At 66.5% G+C, this 19599-nt stretch carries 18 protein-coding genes; 9 read left to right on the top strand and 9 right to left on the bottom strand.

Features of this window, described 5'->3' with window-relative positions; translation table 11 throughout:
- Positions 1-40: 40 nt before the first annotated feature.
- Positions 41-181, top strand: a complete 141-nt coding sequence (locus BO1_RS58755; RefSeq protein WP_028215894.1) for an Arm DNA-binding domain-containing protein — start codon at positions 41-43, stop codon at positions 179-181.
- On the top strand, positions 174-488 hold the full coding sequence (locus BO1_RS00705) for a hypothetical protein (RefSeq protein ID WP_028215893.1): 315 nt from the start codon (positions 174-176) through the stop codon (positions 486-488). The genes BO1_RS58755 and BO1_RS00705 overlap by 8 nt, the downstream gene beginning before the upstream one ends.
- A 97-nt stretch (positions 489-585) precedes the next feature.
- On the opposite strand, the gene BO1_RS00700 is transcribed toward BO1_RS00705, so the two are convergent.
- The 4 genes from BO1_RS00700 to BO1_RS00685 form a co-directional block, all read right to left on the bottom strand.
- Positions 586-894 (bottom strand): hypothetical protein, encoded by a 309-nt coding sequence (locus BO1_RS00700; protein WP_028215892.1) that lies wholly within the window; start codon positions 892-894, stop codon positions 586-588.
- 1 nt (position 895) lies between these two features.
- The gene (locus BO1_RS56145; protein ID WP_156992075.1) at positions 896-1813 is read right to left on the bottom strand and encodes a hypothetical protein; all 918 of its coding nucleotides are present in this window, start codon (positions 1811-1813) and stop codon (positions 896-898) included.
- 570 nt (positions 1814-2383) lie between these two features.
- Positions 2384-2650 carry a hypothetical protein gene (locus tag BO1_RS00690; RefSeq protein WP_028215890.1) on the bottom strand — a complete coding sequence of 89 codons (267 nt, stop codon included), beginning with the start codon at positions 2648-2650 and terminating at the stop codon, positions 2384-2386.
- A gap of 129 nt (positions 2651-2779) precedes the next feature.
- On the bottom strand, positions 2780-3865 hold the full coding sequence (locus BO1_RS00685) for a substrate-binding domain-containing protein (RefSeq protein ID WP_028215889.1): 1086 nt from the start codon (positions 3863-3865) through the stop codon (positions 2780-2782).
- 131 nt (positions 3866-3996) lie between these two features.
- On the opposite strand from BO1_RS00685, the gene BO1_RS00680 reads away from it, so the two are divergent.
- The 4 genes from BO1_RS00680 to BO1_RS00665 are packed head-to-tail and all read left to right on the top strand — an operon-like array spanning position 3997 to position 9283.
- Positions 3997-4512, top strand: a complete 516-nt coding sequence (locus BO1_RS00680; protein ID WP_028215888.1) for an NAD(P)H-dependent oxidoreductase subunit E — start codon at positions 3997-3999, stop codon at positions 4510-4512.
- Complete coding sequence (locus tag BO1_RS00675; RefSeq protein ID WP_028215887.1) at positions 4509-6074, top strand: formate dehydrogenase beta subunit; 1566 nt, start codon at positions 4509-4511, stop codon at positions 6072-6074. The genes BO1_RS00680 and BO1_RS00675 overlap by 4 nt, the downstream gene beginning before the upstream one ends.
- A gap of 13 nt (positions 6075-6087) precedes the next feature.
- A complete protein-coding gene (gene fdhF, locus BO1_RS00670) occupies positions 6088-9024 on the top strand; it encodes a formate dehydrogenase subunit alpha (RefSeq protein ID WP_028215886.1) in 2937 nt (978 codons plus the stop codon).
- A 16-nt stretch (positions 9025-9040) separates the two neighbouring features.
- Positions 9041-9283: a formate dehydrogenase subunit delta gene (locus BO1_RS00665; RefSeq protein ID WP_028215885.1), complete on the top strand. Its 243-nt coding sequence runs from the start codon at positions 9041-9043 to the stop codon at positions 9281-9283.
- A gap of 96 nt (positions 9284-9379) precedes the next feature.
- Here BO1_RS00665 and BO1_RS00660 read toward each other — a convergent pair whose 3' ends face one another.
- From BO1_RS00660 to BO1_RS00650, 3 genes are all read right to left on the bottom strand, one after another.
- Positions 9380-11149: an FAD-dependent monooxygenase gene (locus BO1_RS00660; protein WP_028215884.1), complete on the bottom strand. Its 1770-nt coding sequence runs from the start codon at positions 11147-11149 to the stop codon at positions 9380-9382.
- Positions 11150-11248: 99 nt separating this feature from the next.
- Positions 11249-12349: a cation diffusion facilitator family transporter gene (locus BO1_RS00655; protein ID WP_028215883.1), complete on the bottom strand. Its 1101-nt coding sequence runs from the start codon at positions 12347-12349 to the stop codon at positions 11249-11251.
- On the bottom strand, positions 12346-12666 hold the full coding sequence (locus tag BO1_RS00650; RefSeq protein ID WP_156992074.1) for an ArsR/SmtB family transcription factor: 321 nt from the start codon (positions 12664-12666) through the stop codon (positions 12346-12348). Before BO1_RS00650 ends, BO1_RS00655 begins: the two co-directional genes overlap by 4 nt.
- A 159-nt stretch (positions 12667-12825) precedes the next feature.
- On the opposite strand from BO1_RS00650, the gene BO1_RS00645 reads away from it, so the two are divergent.
- Complete coding sequence (locus BO1_RS00645) at positions 12826-14790, top strand: tetratricopeptide repeat protein (RefSeq protein WP_028215881.1); 1965 nt, start codon at positions 12826-12828, stop codon at positions 14788-14790.
- 105 nt (positions 14791-14895) lie between these two features.
- Here the strand turns inward: BO1_RS00645 and tcuC are convergent, their stop codons facing one another.
- Complete coding sequence (tcuC, locus tag BO1_RS00640; protein WP_028215880.1) at positions 14896-16191, bottom strand: MFS transporter; 1296 nt, start codon at positions 16189-16191, stop codon at positions 14896-14898.
- A gap of 370 nt (positions 16192-16561) precedes the next feature.
- Between tcuC and BO1_RS00635 the strand changes: the two genes are divergently transcribed.
- Both BO1_RS00635 and BO1_RS00630 read left to right on the top strand, forming a co-directional pair.
- Positions 16562-17104, top strand: coding sequence for a GNAT family N-acetyltransferase (locus BO1_RS00635; RefSeq protein ID WP_028215879.1), 543 nt, complete (start codon positions 16562-16564; stop codon positions 17102-17104).
- A 277-nt stretch (positions 17105-17381) separates the two neighbouring features.
- On the top strand, positions 17382-18620 hold the full coding sequence (locus BO1_RS00630; protein ID WP_156992073.1) for a hypothetical protein: 1239 nt from the start codon (positions 17382-17384) through the stop codon (positions 18618-18620).
- A gap of 189 nt (positions 18621-18809) precedes the next feature.
- Here the strand turns inward: BO1_RS00630 and BO1_RS00625 are convergent, their stop codons facing one another.
- Positions 18810-19532 (bottom strand): DUF2968 domain-containing protein, encoded by a 723-nt coding sequence (locus tag BO1_RS00625; protein WP_028215877.1) that lies wholly within the window; start codon positions 19530-19532, stop codon positions 18810-18812.
- Between the last annotated feature and the right edge of the window lie 67 nt (positions 19533-19599).

The raw sequence follows: 19599 nt of genomic DNA, 5'->3' as shown, positions 1-19599 counted from the left end.
ACTCCAGGCCTGCTACCCCCAACCACGAAGCTGCAAAGACATGGCGCTGACCGACCTCTTCATCCGCAACGCGAAGCCCGCGGCGAAACAGCAGAAGCTCTCCGACGAACGCGGCATGTATCTGATCGTCTCGCCGTCTGGGGGTAAGTGGTGGCGGCTGAAGATGAGAAGCCATGTTTAACCGCAACCTTTTGCGAGGTTCTACATGGCAAAGCAGCATTCCCCGGTACCCGACGCCAGCACGGCCGTCACCCTGCCGCAACGCGCACGCGAGACAACCCGCCACGACACCCAACGAATTCACCGACGCCCTCACCTGCCTGGGCTGGAAGCAGGCCGACTTCTGCCGCAAGACCGACACCTACAAGAACACGCCGAGCCGATGGACGCGCGGCCACACGTCCATTCCCGGCTGGGTGCCGCACTATCTGACGATGGCGCTGGAGATCAGGCGGCTGGCGGCGCTGGTCGAGCCGCCGAAAGCGTAGGCACTGGCACCCGCACGCCCGGCGCGCTTTCCCGCTGGTGCCGGGGCACAAAAAGCCGCCCGCGAGAGTCGGCTTTTGCGTTTAGACCTACCTCGCGTCACTCCGAAGGCGGCTTGGGCGTTGTCCAGCTGATCGGCTCCGCTGTCGTGATCTGAAGGCGTTCGCGCAGTTCGGCATGCACACCGGCCTGCATGAGTATCGCCATAGCGCCGAGCCTGCGAGCATCCTCGTCTCCAATCGGTTGCGAACCATGTTCCTCAGCATCCGGCGGGACCATCATGCCTCCGCTTCGGGCAATTTCACGGTCAATGACGGACTGCACTTCACGCCGGAACACGGTACACATGCGCAGTTGCTGTACATCTTCGTCGTAAAAAATGATTGTCGCTCGTGGAGGTTTTGCCATATCAGTATCCTCTGCAACTCTGGTAATTCATGAATGCTCGCTCCGAGCACAAGGCGTAAGTGCGCGGATCCAGGTAAATCGCCCGCGCGAAATTGCATTCCTCCATATCGCGGTCATACAACGCGTCGCACTCGGCTTCATCTTCCTCGCTGATCCCACGCGCAGCAATGTCCATCCCGTCATCGCTTGGTGCGTCTGGCTGATAATCGAACGGCTGTGCGTCGCCGAGCGGCGTTGAACCGTCGCCGCTGTCATCGCCACCGGTATCGTCAGCCGCGTCGTCTCCATCCGAGCCATCATCGCCGCCGCCGAGCACCGCCCCGGCTGTCGCCTCCACTGCGCCGAGCAAGTCGTCGCCATTGCCGGCCGCTGCGGCTGCTGCGCGCTTCGCAGCGTTCGCTGCCTGGATTGCGTCGATGCGCTCGACCATCGCGTTGTACTTTTCGATATAGGCCGTCGCGCCGTCGGCATCAAGGCCCATCGATTCCATCACCGACTGGTGAAATGTCTTGCCGCGCGGACCGGCGGCGGCCACTGCGCCCCCGCCTCCGCTTCGATATGTTTCGCTCCAGGTTTGCGGCGAGTAGCGCTTCGATACGCCGACACTGCCGTGCCAGTCACGATCAATGACCGGGACGATCAGGCCATCTCGCACCGCTTCGCGCAGAATGCGCGTGATGTCTTCGCCATCGATCGGCGTGTGCCATGGCCCACGTACATGCTTGCCGATAAAGTCCGCGTAGGCGCTGAAATCGCCTGAGGCCCGCGACTCGCGGCGAGCAATGGCTACCCTGAACAGTTGATCGAAATCCCGCCTGTCCTGCTCCATCTGGTCTTCGCGCGCCTTTCGCGCCTTCTGGCGCTCCTCGAAAGACAGCCGCCAGCCACGGTCTACCGCTTCGATATCGCGAGCGGGCACTAGCGCGCACTGCCAACCACCCTTGAGCGGTACGTAGAGCGCGTTATAAGAATTGCCCCATTCGGGTAACGACATGTCACCTCCGCCTGGTTGTGACGTGTTTAGTAGCACGTCACCAGGCGGCTGACCTTGCGCTACGTGGACTGGTACGCGGTTGATGCTATGTGCATCACCCACAGACTGTCCCCCGCAACGCTGCCGGTCACAACAGCTCCTGCAATTTCGAAAATGCGGGTCACGGCGACAGTGGGAATGTTCAGGTTTGCTCAGGTCCGCCGAGGTTTAGGCATACAGCTAACCCGCCAGATTTCGTAACCCTTCCGCCAGCATCCAATGGGGACGATCCAGGGGTAACTTTGGGGGTAGCTTTCGGACCCGTAATTTTCGGAGCCTTTCTGAGCGGGCGTTACAGCGATTAATTTTGTATCGCCGGTCCTGAAAGAAAGTAAAAACTCGCGACAGCCCAAAAGCTTCGCAAGTTTTCTTTTTTTAACGCCCGGATTTAATCGCGCGTCAATTGCAGCATCAGGCGCCCATGCGGCGCCCTCGCGCCGCCAGCCATTCCGCAGATCAATTATCCTGCGGGCACTGCAGATTACAGCCGTTCGGGTCGCCCAAATCGCCCTTCTTGCGCATCGCCGACGGCTTGCCGTGCTGATACTTGTCCGAAGGCGCCGATGCCGCGAACGGCATTTGCGGATGCTCGTTGAGCTTGAATTGGTCGGTGAGGATGCCGCCCGGCACGCCCGGCGAGTTCTGCGCGAAAGCGATGTTGACGGTTGCAAAGAGCGCGGCCGCAGCTGCCGCGGCTGTACAGATATTAAGCAAGAATTTCATGGTCGATCGGCGCGAGCAACGCGCATCCAAAACAGTAGAGCCAGTACCGGCCCAAAGTATCACAAAAAGTGGCGCACTCTGCAGCGCCAACCGACCGCCATATTGCTTCGTATTACAAAGACCTGCCATTCAGCGCGCCTGCGCCTGCCCCGACCAGCCCACCCCGAGCGGCACGATGGCCCCACATTCGCCGGGATCGTAGCCCTCCAGTTGCGCCACCGACTCGCGAAACGGCGCGCCGCGCAGCAGCTCGAGCACGCTCGCCAGAGGCTCGCGCTCCAGTTGCGCGCGCTCGCAGGCGAAAAAGTAGTCCTCGTCGGCGATCGGGATGAAATCGAGCCCGAAGTGATGCGCTGCCGGCTCCACACCGAAGCCCACGTCAGCCATGCCGCTCGCGACGAATGCCGCGATCGCCGAATGCGTGAGCTCCGACGAGGCATAGCCGTTCACCCGCTCCGGATCGACGCCCACGCGCGTGAGCAGCAAATCGATCAAGAGGCGCGTGCCCGAGCCCGGCTGCCGGTTCACGAAGCGGATGTCGGCGCGTGAGAGGTCGGCGAGGCCGGCGATCCCGCGCGGGTTGCCACGCCCGACGAAGAGGCCCTGTTTGCGGCGCGTGAGGTGGATCAGCACGTGGCGCTGCGGATCGAGCCAGTTGCGGTAGGCATCGGCGCAGGCTTCGCGAAAGTCGCTGCGCGGCAGATGGAAGCCTGCCAGATCGCATTCGCCGCGCGCGAGCGCCGTGATGGCGTCGGCGCTGTCGCGGTACTTGATCTCCACCGGCACCTGGTCGGCCACGAGCGCGGTGACCAGCGCCGCCACCGCGTAGCCGTGCGAGGCGTGGATGCGCAGGTCCTGTCTGTCGGGCGCAAGCCAGCGGTTGAGGTCGCTCGCCACTTCGCTCGCGAGCGCCTGGAGGTTGCCGGTCAGGCGCTCCCCGCACAGACGCTGCGAGCGCAGCACCGCCTCGCCCAGTTCCGAGAGCACGGAGCCGCGCCCGCGCGCCTTGGTGATCAGCGCGCCGCCCAGGCGCTCTTCCAGATCGCGCAACAGGCCCCACGCGTGACGATAGGACAAACCCTTACGCTGCGCGGCCTGCGCAATGCTGCCTTCTTCAGCGACGAGCGCGAGCAGCGGCACGACGTCCGTCAGGCTTGCCTCGCGGCCTTGCGCATCGCGCACGACCAGTTGCGCCTGACATTCGACCTTGATCATTATGAAGTCTCGCCTCCTATTGCATCCGCCTTTCTACGGGCCTATTGTTCGGGCATACAAGAAAACAACCCCAGCATAGATGCGCACTTTATGAATAGCAAGCGCATATATGCCTCCGCAGGAGCTCTACAGTGGATGAGACAACCGCCAGCGCGCCGGACGATCTCGTACGGCGCCATGCCCAGCCGGGCCGCACGCTGCTCGCGATCCTGCATGCGATCCAGGACGAAGCCGGCTTCGTGCCGCCCGCCGCGGTCGCCCCGCTCTCGAAGGCGCTGAACCTCTCGCGCGCCGAAGTGCATGGCGTCATCACCTACTACCACCACTTCCGTACCGCGCCGCCGGCGCCCGTCGTCGTGCAGCTGTGCCGTGCCGAGGCGTGCCGCAGCATGGGCAGCGAAGCCCTCGCGCAGCACGCCGAAGCGCACACCGGCTGCCGCTTCAAGCAGCACGGCCACGCGAGCGAGCACGTGCACGACCACGCGGGCGAAGTCGAGCTGGAGTCGGTCTATTGCCTCGGCCAGTGCGCGCTCTCGCCCGCCATGATGATCAACGGCACGCTGCATGCGCGCGTGACCCCGCAAAAGTTCGACGCGTTGCTGGCAAAAGCGATGGCCGCCGTCGTCCGTACCGAGGAGGCCGTATGACGCGCATTTATGTTCCTCGCGATTCTTCGGCACTCGCGCTCGGCGCCGATGACGTCGCGGCCGCCATCGAGCGCGAAGCCGCCGCGCGCGGCGTGGCCATCGAGCTCGTACGCAACGGCTCGCGCGGCCTGTTGTATCTCGAACCGCTCGTCGAAGTGGAAACGCCCGATGGGCGCGTCGGCTATGCGAACGTCGAAGAAGCCGACGCGGCGAGTCTGTTCGACGCGGGCTTCCTGCAAGGCGCGCAGCATGCGCGCTCGGTCGGCCTCGTCGAGCAGATTCCGTATCTGCGCAAGCAGCAGCGACTCACGTTCGCGCGCATCGGCATCACGGACCCGCTCTCGACCGACGATTACGTCGCACATGGCGGGCTCGAAGGCCTGCGCAATGCGCTCGCGATGACCGGCACCCAAGCCTGCGAAGCGCTGATCGAATCGGGCCTGCGCGGGCGCGGCGGCGCGGCCTTTCCGGCCGGCATCAAGTGGCGCACCGTCGCCCAGGCCCAGGCGGACCAGAAGTACATCGTCTGCAATGCCGACGAAGGCGACTCGGGCACCTTCTCCGACCGCCTCGTGATGGAAAGCGATCCCTATGTCCTGATCGAAGGCATGACGATCGCCGGCATCACGGTGGGCGCCACCGTCGGCTACATCTATGTGCGCAGCGAGTATCCGCATTCGATCGCCGCGCTCGAAGCGGCGATTGCCCGCGCGCGCGCCAAGGGCTGGCTCGGCGACGACGTGCTCGGCAGCGGCAAGCGCTTCGACCTGTTCGTGGCCAAGGGCGCAGGCGCCTATGTGTGCGGCGAGGAAACGGCGCTGCTCGAATCGCTCGAAGGCAAGCGCGGCATCGTGCGCGCGAAGCCGCCGCTGCCCGCGCTCGCCGGCCTCTACGGCAAGCCGACGGTCATCAACAACGTCATCACGCTCGCCACGGTGCCGATCATCTTCGCGAAGGGCGCGGCGTACTACAAGGACTTCGGCATGGGCCGCTCGCGCGGCACCCTGCCGTTCCAGCTCGCCGGCAACATTGCGCGCGGCGGACTCGTGGAAATCGCGTTCGGCGTGACGCTGCGCGAGCTGATGTTCGACTACGGCGGCGGCACCGCCAGCGGCCGTCCCGCGCGCGCCGTGCAGGTGGGTGGCCCGCTCGGCACTTATCTGCCCGAAAGCCAGTGGGACATTCCGATGGACTACGAAGCGTATGCGGCAGTGGGCGCGGTGGTGGGTCACGGCGGGCTCGTCGTGCACGACGACACCGCGAACCTCGCCGATCTCGCCCAGTACGCGATGGAGTTCTGCACGCTCGAATCGTGCGGCAAGTGCACGCCGTGCCGGATCGGCTCGACGCGCGGCGTCGAGGTCATCGCGAAGATCCGCAAGGGCGACACCTCGGAGAAGCAGGTCACGCTGTTGCGCGATCTGTGCGAAACGATGGTATCCGGCTCGCTCTGCGCGATGGGCGGCATGACGCCCTATCCGGTGATCTCCGCACTGAACTATTTCCCCGAAGATTTCGGTCTTGAACCTGTCCAGCCAGCCGCCGACGCGGCGGCCGCCTGAACGAGGAACCACCATGTCCGACACGCTCATGTCCCAAGCCGGCGGTTGCGGCTCCGGCAATTGCGCCTGCAAATCGGCGGCGATGAAGCAACGCTCGCCTTTCGACGACACCGACTTCGGCACGCCGCTGCGTCATGCCGATGTGGACGTCACGCTCGAGATCGACGGCCAGTCCGTCACGGTGCCCGCTGGCACGTCCGTGATGCGCGCCTCCATCGAGGCCGGCATCAACGTGCCCAAGCTCTGCGCCACCGACTCGCTCGAACCGTTCGGCTCGTGCCGGCTGTGCCTCGTCGAGATCGAAGGCCGCCGTGGCTATCCCGCTTCGTGCACGACGCCCGTCGAGGCCGGCATGAAGGTGCGCACGCAAAGCAACCAATTGCAAAAGCTGCGCCGCAATGTGATGGAGCTCTACATCTCCGATCACCCGCTCGACTGCCTCACCTGCCCCGCCAACGGCGACTGCGAGCTGCAGGACATGGCGGGCGTGACGGGCCTGCGCGAAGTGCGCTACGGCTTCGACGGCGCGAACCACCTCAAGGACAAAAAGGACGAGTCGAATCCGTACTTCACCTACGATCCGTCGAAGTGCATCGTCTGCAACCGCTGCGTGCGCGCCTGCGAGGAAACCCAGGGCACCTTCGCGCTGACCATCGCCGGGCGCGGCTTCGAATCACGCGTCGCAGCGGGTGCGAGCGAGCCGTTCATGGAATCGGAGTGCGTCTCGTGCGGCGCGTGCGTGGCCGCCTGCCCGACCGCGACGCTGCAGGAGAAGTCGGTCGTGATGCTGGGCCAGGCCGAACACTCGGTCGTGACGACCTGCGCGTATTGCGGCGTGGGCTGCTCGCTCAAGGCCGAGATGAAGGGCAACGAGGTCGTGCGCATGGTGCCGCACAAGAACGGCCAGGCGAACGAAGGCCACGCCTGCGTGAAGGGCCGCTTCGCGTGGGGTTACGCCACCCACAAGGACCGCATCAAGAAGCCGATGATCCGCGCGAAGATCACCGATCCGTGGCGCGAAGTGAGCTGGGACGAAGCGATCAAATACGCGGCGAGCGAGTTCCGCCGCATCCAGGACAAGTACGGCCGCGACTCGATCGGCGGCATCACGTCCTCGCGCTGCACGAACGAAGAAACGTATCTCGTGCAGAAGCTCGTGCGCGCCGCGTTCGGCAACAACAACGTCGACACCTGCGCGCGCGTGTGCCACTCGCCCACGGGCTATGGCCTGAAGACCACGCTCGGTGAATCGGCGGGCACGCAAACCTTCGCCTCGGTCGATCACTCGGATGTGATCATGGTGATCGGCGCGAATCCCACCGACGGCCACCCCGTGTTCGGCTCTCGGCTGAAGCGCCGCGTGCGCGAGGGCGCGAAGCTGATCGTCGTCGATCCGCGCCGCATCGACATCGTCGACACCGCGCACGTAAAGGCCGAGCATCACCTGCAACTGCGCCCCGGCACCAACGTCGCGATGGTCAACTCGCTCGCGCACGTGATCGTCACCGAAGGGCTCGTGAACGAGGCGTTCGTGGCCGAGCGCTGCGAGACGCGTGCGTTCGAGCAATGGCGCGATTTCGTGGCGCTGCCCGAGAACTCGCCCGAGGCCATGGCCGAAGTGACGGGCGTGCCGGCGGAGCAAGTGCGCGCCGCTGCGCGCCTTTACGCGCAGCAAGGCAACTCGGCGATCTACTACGGCCTCGGCGTGACGGAACACGCGCAGGGCTCGACCATGGTGATGGGTATCGCCAATCTCGCGATGGCCACGGGCAACATCGGCCGCGAAGGCGTGGGCGTGAATCCGCTGCGCGGCCAGAACAACGTGCAGGGCTCGTGCGACATGGGCTCGTTCCCGCACGAGCTGCCGGGCTACCGCCACGTGGGCGACGCAACCGTGCGCGGTGAGTTCGAGAACGCCTGGAACGTCGCGCTGCATAGCGAGCCGGGCCTGCGCATTCCGAACATGTTCGACGCGGCGATGGACGGCACCTTCATGGGCCTCTACTGCCAGGGCGAGGACATCGTCCAGTCGGACCCGAACACCCAGCACGTGGCGGCGGCGCTTTCAGCGATGGAATGCATCGTCGTGCAGGACATCTTCCTGAACGAGACGGCGAAATACGCGCACGTGCTGCTGCCGGGCTCGTCGTTCCTCGAGAAGGACGGCACCTTCACCAACGCCGAGCGCCGCATCTCGCGCGTGCGCAAGGTGATGCCGCCGATCGCCGGCTACGCCGACTGGGAAGCGACGATCCTGCTCTCTCGCGCGCTCGGCTATGAGATGAACTACACGCATCCGTCGCAGATCATGGACGAGATCGCGCGTCTCACGCCCACTTTCCACGGCGTCTCGTACCAGAAACTCGACGAGATGGGCAGCATCCAGTGGCCCTGCAACGACGAGGCGCCCGAAGGCACGCCGATCATGCACATCGACGAGTTCGTGCGCGGCAAGGGCAAGTTCGTGATCACGAAGTTCATCGCCTCGCCGGAAAAGGTCACGCGGCGCTTCCCGCTGCTGCTCACGACGGGCCGCATCCTCTCGCAGTACAACGTGGGCGCGCAGACGCGCCGCACCGAGAACTCGCGCTGGCACGAGGAGGACCGGCTGGAGATTCACCCGGTCGATGCGGAGGACCGCGGCATCCGCGAAGGTGACTGGGTGGGCATCGAATCGCGCGCGGGGCACACGGTGCTGCGCGCGAAGGTCAGCACGCGCATGCAGCCGGGCGTGGTCTACACGACGTTCCACTTCCCCGAATCGGGTGCGAACGTGATCACCACGGACGCCTCGGACTGGGCTACCAACTGCCCCGAGTACAAGGTGACCGCCGTGCAGGTGAGCCACGTGCAGCAGCCGTCGGACTGGCAGCGCGAGTACTCGCGCTTCAACTCGACGCAGCTCGAATTGCTGCGCCAGCGCGATTCGCTGACGACTTCGGGCAAATGAGCAGGGAAATAATGCGATGAAAGCAGATCACCTGATCGAGATGGCAAACCAGATCGGCATGTTCTTCGACTCGTTGCCCGATCGCGAGGAAGCGCTAACGGGCATCGCCGAGCACATCCGCAAGTTCTGGGAGCCGCGCATGCGCCGCACGCTGCTTGCCGCGCTCGACGGCAACGCGCAGGAAGCGGGCTTTACCGAGATCGTGGTCGCCGCGCTCACGAAGTACCGCGACTCGCTCGCGCCCGCAGCTACGGCTTGAGCGCTTCGCCACGGGAGGTCACGCGAAGCACGCGCACGGCGTGCTTTCGCGCGGCCTCGCGAGCGCGCTGCCTTGCCTCGGCCGGCACTCGACTATTTATTGCGCTGCCGGCCGCGGAGCGGGCGCAGGCGCGAACCACAGCTCGCAATGGCGCAGCAGGCCGTGCAGGTCCGATCCTGTGCGGCCGCGCGCGCAGATGTAGCCGTCGGGTCTCACGAGATAGAACGCGGGCCGCGTGCGCCCGTAGGCGTCGCCGAGCGACGGTGCGCCCTCGCCCGCCAATGGCGCCTCCGCGTCTGCCAGGTCCGCCACCCACCAGACGCGCACCGCCTGCGGCAAGACCCGTTCGACGGCTTCGGCGAACGGCTTGAGCACTGCCAGGCCGCTCGCCGCAACGGCCGCGCCACTCGCCCCAGCCGTGCCTGCCCCGTCCGCCACGCCGGGCGTATTCGCGGCACTCCCCTGCTCCGCATGCTCAGCGGCATCCGCAGCGCGCGCGGCTTCACCGTCCACCAGCAGGAACAGCGAGAAACTCGCCGGGTCATGCAGATCGAAGATGCGGCCTTTTTCCGGCGCCTTGCCGAGCGGTCCATCGACCACGCGCACCAACGCGTCGGGGGCGCGTTCGCCCGCGCGCGGTCCGCCGTCGAGCACGCGCTCGAGCGTAAGCGGGCTGCGCCGGTACTGGATCGAGAGCTCGCTCAGTGCCTCGCGCGCCGCATCGCGCAATGGGCCGAGCGCGACGAGCGCCGGCATCACGCGCTCGCGCAACAGTTTCAGCGGCCCGTGATCGGCTTCGACGAGCTGCGTCATGAAGCTCGTCTGCCGCAACACGATGCGCTCGATCGGATAACGTTCGGCGTGGTAAGTATCGAGCAGCCGATCGGGCGCACCGCCCAGCGCGCGCGCGAGCTTCCAGCCCAGATTGAACGCCTCCTGGATGCCCGTGTTCATCCCCTGTGCGCCTGCGGGGCTATGCACGTGCGCGGCATCGCCCGCGAGGAAGACGCGGTCCATGCGCAGGAAGCGCACGATGCGACTGTTCACGTGGAAGTACGAGGCCCAGCTCATGTCGGCGACCGATACGGGATGATGCATGCGGCGCTCGACGATCGAGCGGCATTCCTCGAGCGTCGGCACGGGCAGCGTCCCCTCGGGCGCGGCGGGCAGCATCGCCTTGTGATCGGCGATAAGGCGGAAACGGCCGTGTCCGTACGGGAATATCGCGGCTAGCCCGTCGCCCGAGGCGAACACGTGGAACTCGTCCTCGGGCCAGGGCGTGGTCGCGGCGATGTCGGCAAGCAGGAACGACTGCTCGAGCGACTCGCCATCGAACTGCATACCCAGGTGGTGGCGCACCGTACTGTGCGCGCCGTCGGCGGCGATCAGCCAGGCGCAGCGCAAGGCTTCGGTGCGTCCATTGGCAAGACGCAGGTCCGCGCTCACGCCCGCGGAACCCTGATTGAATTCGACCAGTTCGACGCCGCGCTCGACTTCCACGCCGAGCGTCGCGAGGTGGGCGGCGAGAATGCGCTCGGTCTCGGTCTGATCGATGAACAGCAGATACGGATAGCGTGTGAACAGGGGATCGAAGTCGAGGCGCGCGCGGCGCTGGCCATTCGAATAGAGATTGGCGACGTGCGCGCGATGACCGTGCTCGAGAAAGGGCGCGACAATCCGATGCTGCTCGAACAGTTCGAGCGTGCGCGCCTGAATGCCGATAGCACGTGTGTGACGTCCGGGCTCTCGCGCGCGATCGATCAGGCGGACCGGAATGCGCGCACGGGCAAGACTCAGGGCGGCGGCAAGACCGGTCGGTCCCGCGCCAACGATGAGCACGGACGGCTGGGAAGGAGCCACGGTCATGCAGACCTCCATGCGATCGACATGAGTCGTAGTGTACGCCCGCTCCTCACCACGCCGAACGCCAGGATGCAGCGCACGCGCAGGCGCGCGAGCGTGTGCTCAAGGATGCATTTGCGGCGCACCATCGAGCGCGCAGCGATGCGCGCTCGTGCCCAGATCCACCTGCAGCGTCACGTGCGTCATGCGAAAGCGCACGCCGAGCGCGCTCACGATGGCGTCGAGCGCGGCGTCGCCGGGATGGCCCGCGGGCATCACGAGATGCGCGGAAAGCGCATTGCCCGTGGTCGAGAGCGCCCAGATGTGAAGATCGTGCACATCGGTCACGCCTTGCTGCTGCGCAAGAAAAACGCGGATGCGCTCGATATCGACGCCTTCCGGCACCGCGGCGAGCGCCAGCCGCACCGACTCGCGCAACAGCCCCCACGTGCCGCGCACGATCACGAGCACGACGACGATGCTCATCACCGGATCGACCCGGCTCCAGCCCGTCGCGAGGATCACGAGGCCGCTCACGGCGACCGCGGCCGAAACGGCGGCGTCGGCGGCCATGTGCAGGAAGGCGCCGCGGATATTGAGGTCGTCCTTCTGGCCGCGCATGAAGAGCCACGCGGAGAAGCCGTTGACCACCATGCCGAGCGTGGCGACGATGAACACGTCGAGGCCCGCCACGGGCGCGGGATGGATCAGACGTCCGATCGCCTCGGCAAGAATGGCGCCGCAGGCGACCAGCAGCAGCGCCGCATTCGCGAGCGAGGCGAGGATCGACGAACTGCCGAAGCCGAAGGTGTAGCGCCCCGAGGGCCGGTGCGTGGCCAGCCACGCGGCGCCCCAGGCGAGCAACAGGCCGAGGACGTCGGAGAGGTTGTGGCCGGCGTCGGCGAGCAGCGCCGTGGAATGCGCGATCACGCCATAGACCGCCTGCGCGACCACGATGACGATGTTCAGCGCGACAGCGAGTGCGAACGCGCGCCCATGGCCCGAGGCCGGTGCATGGTGATGATGATGGTGGCCATGCGCGCCGTGCCCGTGGTTGTCGCCGTGCCCATGGCCGTGGTCGTCGCGGTGCTCATGCTCGTGTCCATGCTCGTGCTCGTCGCCATGCGTATGGCTGTGAGCTTCGCCATGGTCGTGTCCATGTGCGCCATGCGCATGGAGCGGCGCGGCGCCCTCGCCTGCGCGCCCGGAATCGACGTTCTTCATGTGAGCTCCTGCCACGTGGACACAGGCTCAGCCACATGCTCGAGCATGCCCGCGAGCATCGCGCTGATATGCGCGTCCGCAGCCGCATAAAACACCTGTTTGCCCTCCCGTTCCGCACGCACGACGCGCGCGGCGCGCAACAGACGCAGATGATGGCTCACGAGCGACGGTGAGAGCCCGAGCGCATCGGCTATCGCGCCCACGGCGCGACGGCCCTGCACGCAGGCCAGCACGATACGCAGGCGCGTGGGGTCGCCCAACAGGCGGAACAGGTCGGCGAGCGGCACGACGCGCTCGTCCTCGGAATTGGGAGGCATGATAATGACACACACATATGAACATGTGTTCATATGTTAGTTGCAGCACAGCAACAGGTCAAGCCCTCCCCGAAGGCCACGCCCGCAAGGTTCGGGGTGCGCCCGCCCGAGTATGGGAAAATGCCGCCTTCGCTTCTCCCAAGTATTTGCCTTTCGGTTATGGAACAGGTTTTTGTCCGCGCGTACGCCGCACATCGCGACGGCCGGCTGGACGACGCCGAGCGCGGCTACCGCGCGACGCTCGCCACCGATCCCGTGCACGTCGATGCGCTGCACATGCTCGGCGTGCTGCGGCACCAGCAGGGCCAGCACGCCGAAGCCGCGGACCTCGTGCGCCGGGCGGTCGAGCTGCGGCCCGACGACGCCGCGCTCCAGTTGAACCTCGGCAACGCGCTGAAGGCGCTCGGCCAGCTCGATGGGGCGATCGAGCGCTTTCGCAATGCGCTCACCCTCGCGCCCACCTTCCCGCTCGCGCACTACAACCTCGGCAATGCCTACGCGGCAACCGGCCGCCACGAGGACGCGATGTACGCGTTCGGCCACGCGGTGCGCCTGCAGCCCGGCGACGCTTCGTCGCACAACAACCTCGGCAACGCGCTGCACGCGCTCGGCCGCCATGCCGAAGCCGCCGAGGCCTTTCGCCGCGCGCTCAAGATCCGTCCGGGCCACGCGGGCGCGCACAACAACCTCGGCATGGCGCTGAACGCGCTCGGCGACAGCGCGGGCGCCGTCGAACATTTCCAGAAGGCGCTGCGCGTCCAGCCGCGCTTTGTCGCCGCGCATTTCAACCTGGCGAACACGCTCGACGCGACCGGCTATCACGCGCAAGCCGCTGCGGGCTTCGAGGCCGCCCTCGCCCTGCAGCCGCAGTTCCCGCCCGCGCTGTTCGGGCTCGGCAACGCGCTGGCGGCGCTCGGGCGGCACGAAGACGCGCTCGGCGCTTATGAGCGCGCGATCGGCCTCGATCCGAAGTTCGCGCTCGCATGGCTCGCGCTCGGCACGGCGCAGCACGCGCTCGGCCGCCACGCCGCCGCGCTGCGCGCATTCGAAGAAGCGCTGCGCGTGCGCCCCGACCTCGCCGCCGCGCATCTGAACCGCGCGCAGGTCCTGCTCACGCTTGGCGACTTCCAGCGCGGCCTGCCCGCCTATGAGTGGCGGCTCGACCCGGCCGCGCGTGAAAGCGTGACTGGCGCAGCGGGCGTCGCCTGCGCCGGGCACGCCGCCGGGGTTTCGATGGCCAGCGCGCCGCCGCCCGCCGATCCTCAAGCCACCGCGGCCGCCAGCGCCGCCTTGGCCAACGTGCAGCGCTGGCGCGGCGAGCCGCTCGCCGGCCGCACGCTGCTCATCCACGCGGAGCAAGGCTTCGGCGACACGCTCCAGTTCGTGCGTTTCGTGCCGAACGTCGTGGCGCTGGCCCACAGCGGCGCGCGCATCGTGCTCGAAGTGCAGGCGCCACTCGTGCCGCTCATCGCGCCGGCCGCCCACGTCGCGCGCATTACGCTGATCGCGCAAGGCGCGCCCCGCCCCGCCGTCGACCTGCACTGCCCGCTGCTCTCGCTGCCGCTCGCGCTCGGCACGACCTTCGAGACCGTGCCCGCGCCGATGCCGTATCTCGCGGCCCCCGCCCCCTATCTGCGCAAGTGGCGCGGCTCGCTCGGCGGGCAGGCCAAGCGCAAGATCGGGCTGGCGTGGTCGGGCCGCATCCACAAGCACGAGAACCGCACGCTGCCGCTCGCCGCGCTCGATCCGCTGTTCGCACTGGAAGGCATCGACTGGATCGTGCTCCAGCCGCACTTGAGCGCGGCGGAGCACGCGGCACTCGACGCGCATCCGCGCGCGCGCACGATACATCGGCTGGACGGCAAGCTCGAGGATTTCGCGGATACCGCCGCCGTCATCGAGCGCCTCGACGCCGTGGTCTCCATCGACACCTCGATTGCCCACCTGGCGGGCGCGCTGGGCGCGAAACTCTGGCTGATGCTGCCGTTCGCCGCCGACTGGCGCTGGTTCGCCGGCACCGACGCGAGCCCCTGGTATCCGCGCGCGCGCCTCGTGCGCCAGCCGCGGCCAGGCGCATGGGACGACGTGGTTGCGCGCATCGCGGATGCGCTGCGAGACGCCTGATAGCGGAGGCTCGATATGCCCCTTCGCACGCCTGCACGAAAGGCACCGGCCCCATGAAAAAAACCCGCCTTAGCGGGTTTTTTTCATGGGTTGGCGAGACCTGCGTCAGACCGTCTTGTACTGATTGCGCGCTTCGGTCGTCCGATAGAGCACGAGCGTGGCGATCAGGCCGCAGATGCCCGCGACACCCATCCAGGCACCCGGTGCCGCCTTGTTGCCGCTCATGTGAATCAGCCAGGTCGAGATGGCCGGCGTGAAGCCACCGATCGTCGTGGCGAGGCTGTAGGCGAGCGAGAAGCCGGCCGTCCGCACCTCGACGGGCATGACTTCGGTCAAGGCCACGACCATCGCACCGTTGTAGCAGCCATACAGGAACGAGAGCCAGAGCTCGACCACGAGCAGGCGGCCGAACGACGGATCGGCAACGAGCCACTGTACGGACGGATATGCGCTCAGAATCGTGAGGATCGTGAAGACGAGCAGCACCGGGCGGCGGCCGATACGGTCGGAGACCGCGCCGGACACGGGCAGCCAGAACAGATTCGACAAGCCGATGCAGACCGTCACGACGAACGTGTCGATCTCGCTGAGCTTGAGCACTTCCTTGCCGAAGGTCGGCGTGTAGGCCGTGATCATGTAGAACGACACGGTCGTCATGATGACCATGCCCATGCCGCCGAGCACGATGACCCAGTTCTGCACCATCGACGCCAGGATTTCGCTAATCGACGGACGATGCTTCTTGCGCGCGAACTCCTCGGTTTCCTGCAGCGAGCGGCGGATCAGGAACAGGAAGGGCACGATGCAGCAGCCGACGATGAACGGCACGCGCCAGCCCCATGACGTCATGTCCTCGACCGGCAAAATGCGATGCAGCAGCACGCCGAACAGCGCCGCGAACACCACGGCCACCTGCTGGCTGCCCGATTGCCACGACACGTAGAAGCCCTTGTTGCCCTTCGTCGCGATCTCCGAAAGATAGACCGAGACGCCGCCCAGCTCCGCGCCGGCGGAAAAGCCCTGCAGCAGGCGCCCGCACAGCACGAGCGCCGGCGCGAGCACGCCGATCGTCGCGTAACCCGGTATGAGCGCGACAGTGAGCGTGCCGAGCGCCATCAGGCCGAGTGTGAGGATCAGGCCCTTGCGCCGCCCGTGGTGGTCGATATACGCGCCAAGCACGATGGCGCCGAGCGGCCGCACGAGAAAGCCGGCGCCGAACACGGACAGCGACAGCATCAGCGAAGCAAAGGCGTTGTTGCTGGGGAAGTAGGTCCGGGCGATCGCCGAAGCGTAATAGCCGTAGACCATGAAATCGTACATTTCCAGGAAGTTGCCGCTGACGACGCGGAAAACCGTCCGGACTTTCGATTCGCTGGAGGAAGCATGAGACGCGGTAGACATGACATTCCCTCGAGATCTCGCCAGATGAGATGCGGATGATGCCTCCGAGCGCCCCGTCCGACATGATCTGAGGGAGCACAAGCGCCCGCCACAATCGGTTCTCACGCGTGAGCGTGCCTGGCGGACGCCCATCGTGCCGTGCGCCCCTGCAGCCGGAACGCTGTCTGACACTTTACTCCCGACTACACCACAATACGCACATCGCGAAGGGCTTTGCGCCTGAAATTCCGTCTGCCTGGCGGAACGCCGGACCTTTTCGCTGGCGCCGGAACAGCGCTTGAGCCGCGCCGGCCCGCCTATCGTGCACAATAACGCGATGACGCGGCCGGCTTCGTTTCGCGCCGTCCGCCCCCATTGCCCGATGCCCCGCATGACCACCGCCGCTGCCCTGACACTGCGCCCGGCCACGACCGCCGACGCCCCCCTGCTTGCCACCATGCATGCCGCGAGCTGGCAGGCCACGTATCGCGATCTGCTGCCGGCCGCGTTCCTCGAGCAGGAAGTCGACGCCGAACGCGCCGCTTACTGGCGCGCGCGCATGGAAGCGCCCGGCGTGGAACGCCGCCTCGTGCTGATCGCCGAACTGGGGGAGCAATCGGCAAAGCGCACGCCGGTCGGTTTCGTCTGCGCCGAGCGTCAGCCCGGGTCGCCTTGGGGCGTGCTGCTCGACAATCTCCATGCGCTGCCGGCACATCAGGGCATTGGCGTAGGCAAGCGGCTCATGCAGGCCGCCCAGGCCTGGGCGCGCGCCCAGGGCGAAACGCAACTCTATCTGTACGTGCTCGAGGGCAACGCGTCCGCCATTGCGTTCTATGAGCGCCAAGGCTGGGAATATTCTGGGGCGGAGCCTGACCATATGGGCGGCATCGACATTACCGCCCTGCGCTACGTCTACCGGCTCGACGCCGCATAACTTGAGGGACAGCGGATTCGCGTACCCGCAGACGGTCTGGCCGCCGGATCGCCCACTGCGCCGCGGCGCGGGCGCACACTGGCGCGCCCCAAAACAGGTACCGACTACATTTTTCGTCTGATTTTCAGACGTTTCCGATGGATTGCCGCAAGTCTGACCCGCATCATTCGAATCCAAACGATTGACCCGCACAAGGCATTGCAGCGCTGGCAAAACGCGCGTCTTTCGGGCTCCACCGTGTTCTGGTGCCCTACCACGCCAAGGCAGCGAGAGATCCATGTCAACTTTTCCGTTAGTCCAGGTGGAAGGCGAACTCGCGATACCGCGCATGCGTCCACTCACCCGCGTCCCGCCGCCGTTTGGCCGCGATTGGGCGCTCATGCCTCCGCACTTCAGCTTGCGCACCGAACTCCAGGCGCTCTATGCCGCCTTCCTGCGCACGGTGTGCCTGAGCGCCGAAGCGTTCCGCCAGGCGTGCCGCTGGGACTTGCATCGCCGCTTCGTTCCCGAGCCGCCGCGCCCCGCCGCGGCGCCCGTCGGCGGCCCGCTCGACGCGGCGCAGGCCCAGCAAGCCGCCGCCGATACCTTGCAGCGCCCGGCAGCCGGTGCGCGGCCCCCCCGCGCCGCCGCTCGTGTCGAGCGCACACCGCCGTCGTCGCACAAGCTCGCGGCCACCGCCATTGCCATTGGCGCCGCAGTGCTGCTCACCTGGATCGTGGCCAGCCATACGCAATTTGGCGACGGCAAGGACAAGACGGCCCTGCATACGCCAGCGAATCCTGTTTCGAGCACCGACGCGAGCGTGTCGGCGCGTCTTTCCGACGAACGCGCGCAGCACGACCTCGCGATGTCCAGCGGCGCAGGGAGCAGCAAGGATACGTCCGCGGCAACCACGACGCGCGCGGCAAGCGTGCCGGCTGCGGGCACGCAACCCACCGCAACGACGTTGGCGGCGGCCAATGCGACGCCGCAGCAAAGTCCTGCGTCCGCTCCGATGATCATCACGCCGGAAGCACGGCCCGCTCCCACACGCGCCGGCGCCCCTGCAACGGCCTCGCCCTCGAAGCCGGCTACCGCCGTGCGCCCCGACTACGCCGGACGCACACAGGCGAGCACACCGCAGCGCGCCACGCTGACACCCCAAGCCACGCTCACAGGCGACCGGGCAGCCAAGGCGGTGAAGCTCGCCAAGGGCCGCCAGGCCACCGGCGCCAGGGAGAACACGGCGTACAAGGAAGCCGGCCGCCATCCGGCGCACGATTTCGCGCCGCACCGGAGCGCGCCGCTCGTGACGACCCAGCGTACGCGTGGCATGTATTCTGAAGCCGCCGATTATTCGCCGCTCCGCTCGAGCGCGGCGTCGAGCGACGACTATCCCTCGCTCACGACCTACGCGGGCACGCGCACGGCGCTGCCGCCAGCAAGCCGCGCAACGGTGAACGTCGACAACACGGAATGGGTGAATCACGTTTCGCAACGCCGCGTGACCGAGGTGCCTGACAGCTTCGCGAAGTAAGCCGCCAGTCAACACGCAGCGCCCGCTCGTACGCACGCGAGCGGGTGGCACCTGCGATTCACGCCCAGCACAACAACAAAAAAGCCCGGCTTCGTTGCCGGGCTTTTTGCATGCCTGCTTCTCCACTTGTCCTGCCGCGCCGCACCGCCTCCTCCCAGCGGCACGACACGATGAGGACCCAACGGGTCGTTAGCGCCGGGAGCCGGGCAAACCTACCTCGGTCTCGCGTTGCAACTGATCCACCTGATTCTGAAGATCGCGCAACTGGGTCTGCGCCTGGAGCTTCTCGGCATTGAGCGCCCGCGCATTGCCCTGCATCTGGCGTTGATAGTCGTCGACGCGGGCCTGCTGCGTGCGCGCCACGTTGAGGTCCGCCTGCAACCGGCGCGCGCGGTCCTCATTGATCGCGATTACGCGATCGATGAACGCCTTTTGCGCCTCGATCTGGGTACGGCGAATCTCCACCTCGGCGAGGCGCTGGGTCTGCTGCACGAAATTCGCATAGATGGCTTCGGCGCGCGTGTCGTCCTGCGAGCGAATCACACGCCAGAAGTGCTTGTCCTGGAACAGCACCACGTAATACGTCATCTCGGGCGGATAAAAGAACAGGCTCGCGCCGTAGCTGGCGTTATAGGTCGTGCGCAATTCGACGAGCTGCGCGTCGTGGATGAGCTGCATGAGCGTGGCCACGTCGCCCTGCGAAGCCCCGGCGGTCGCCTGATCGTCCACCATGCCCGCGGGCGGCGGCGTGTTCGCCGGCTGCGGCGTCAGGCTGCCGAGCGACGGCCGGTTGCCCGCCACTGGAGCCACATCGCTAGCGGGTGCGCCTGCCCATACGAGCGCGCCGTGCTGCAGGAGCGTAAAGACCGCGGCGCCCAGCAAGGCGCGACGCAGCGGGGTTGATTGCTTCATGACTGCCTGTTCCGTTCAGGATTCCGAGTAACCGCTTATTATCACCGCCAGAAAATCTCATAAACGT

The organism is Paraburkholderia oxyphila NBRC 105797 (assembly GCF_000685075.1).
In the GTDB taxonomy this organism is placed as follows: Bacteria; Pseudomonadota; Gammaproteobacteria; order Burkholderiales; family Burkholderiaceae; genus Paraburkholderia; species Paraburkholderia oxyphila.
The sequence above is the reverse complement of the archived record's forward strand: the minus strand, read 5'-3'. Positions and strand labels throughout refer to the sequence as shown.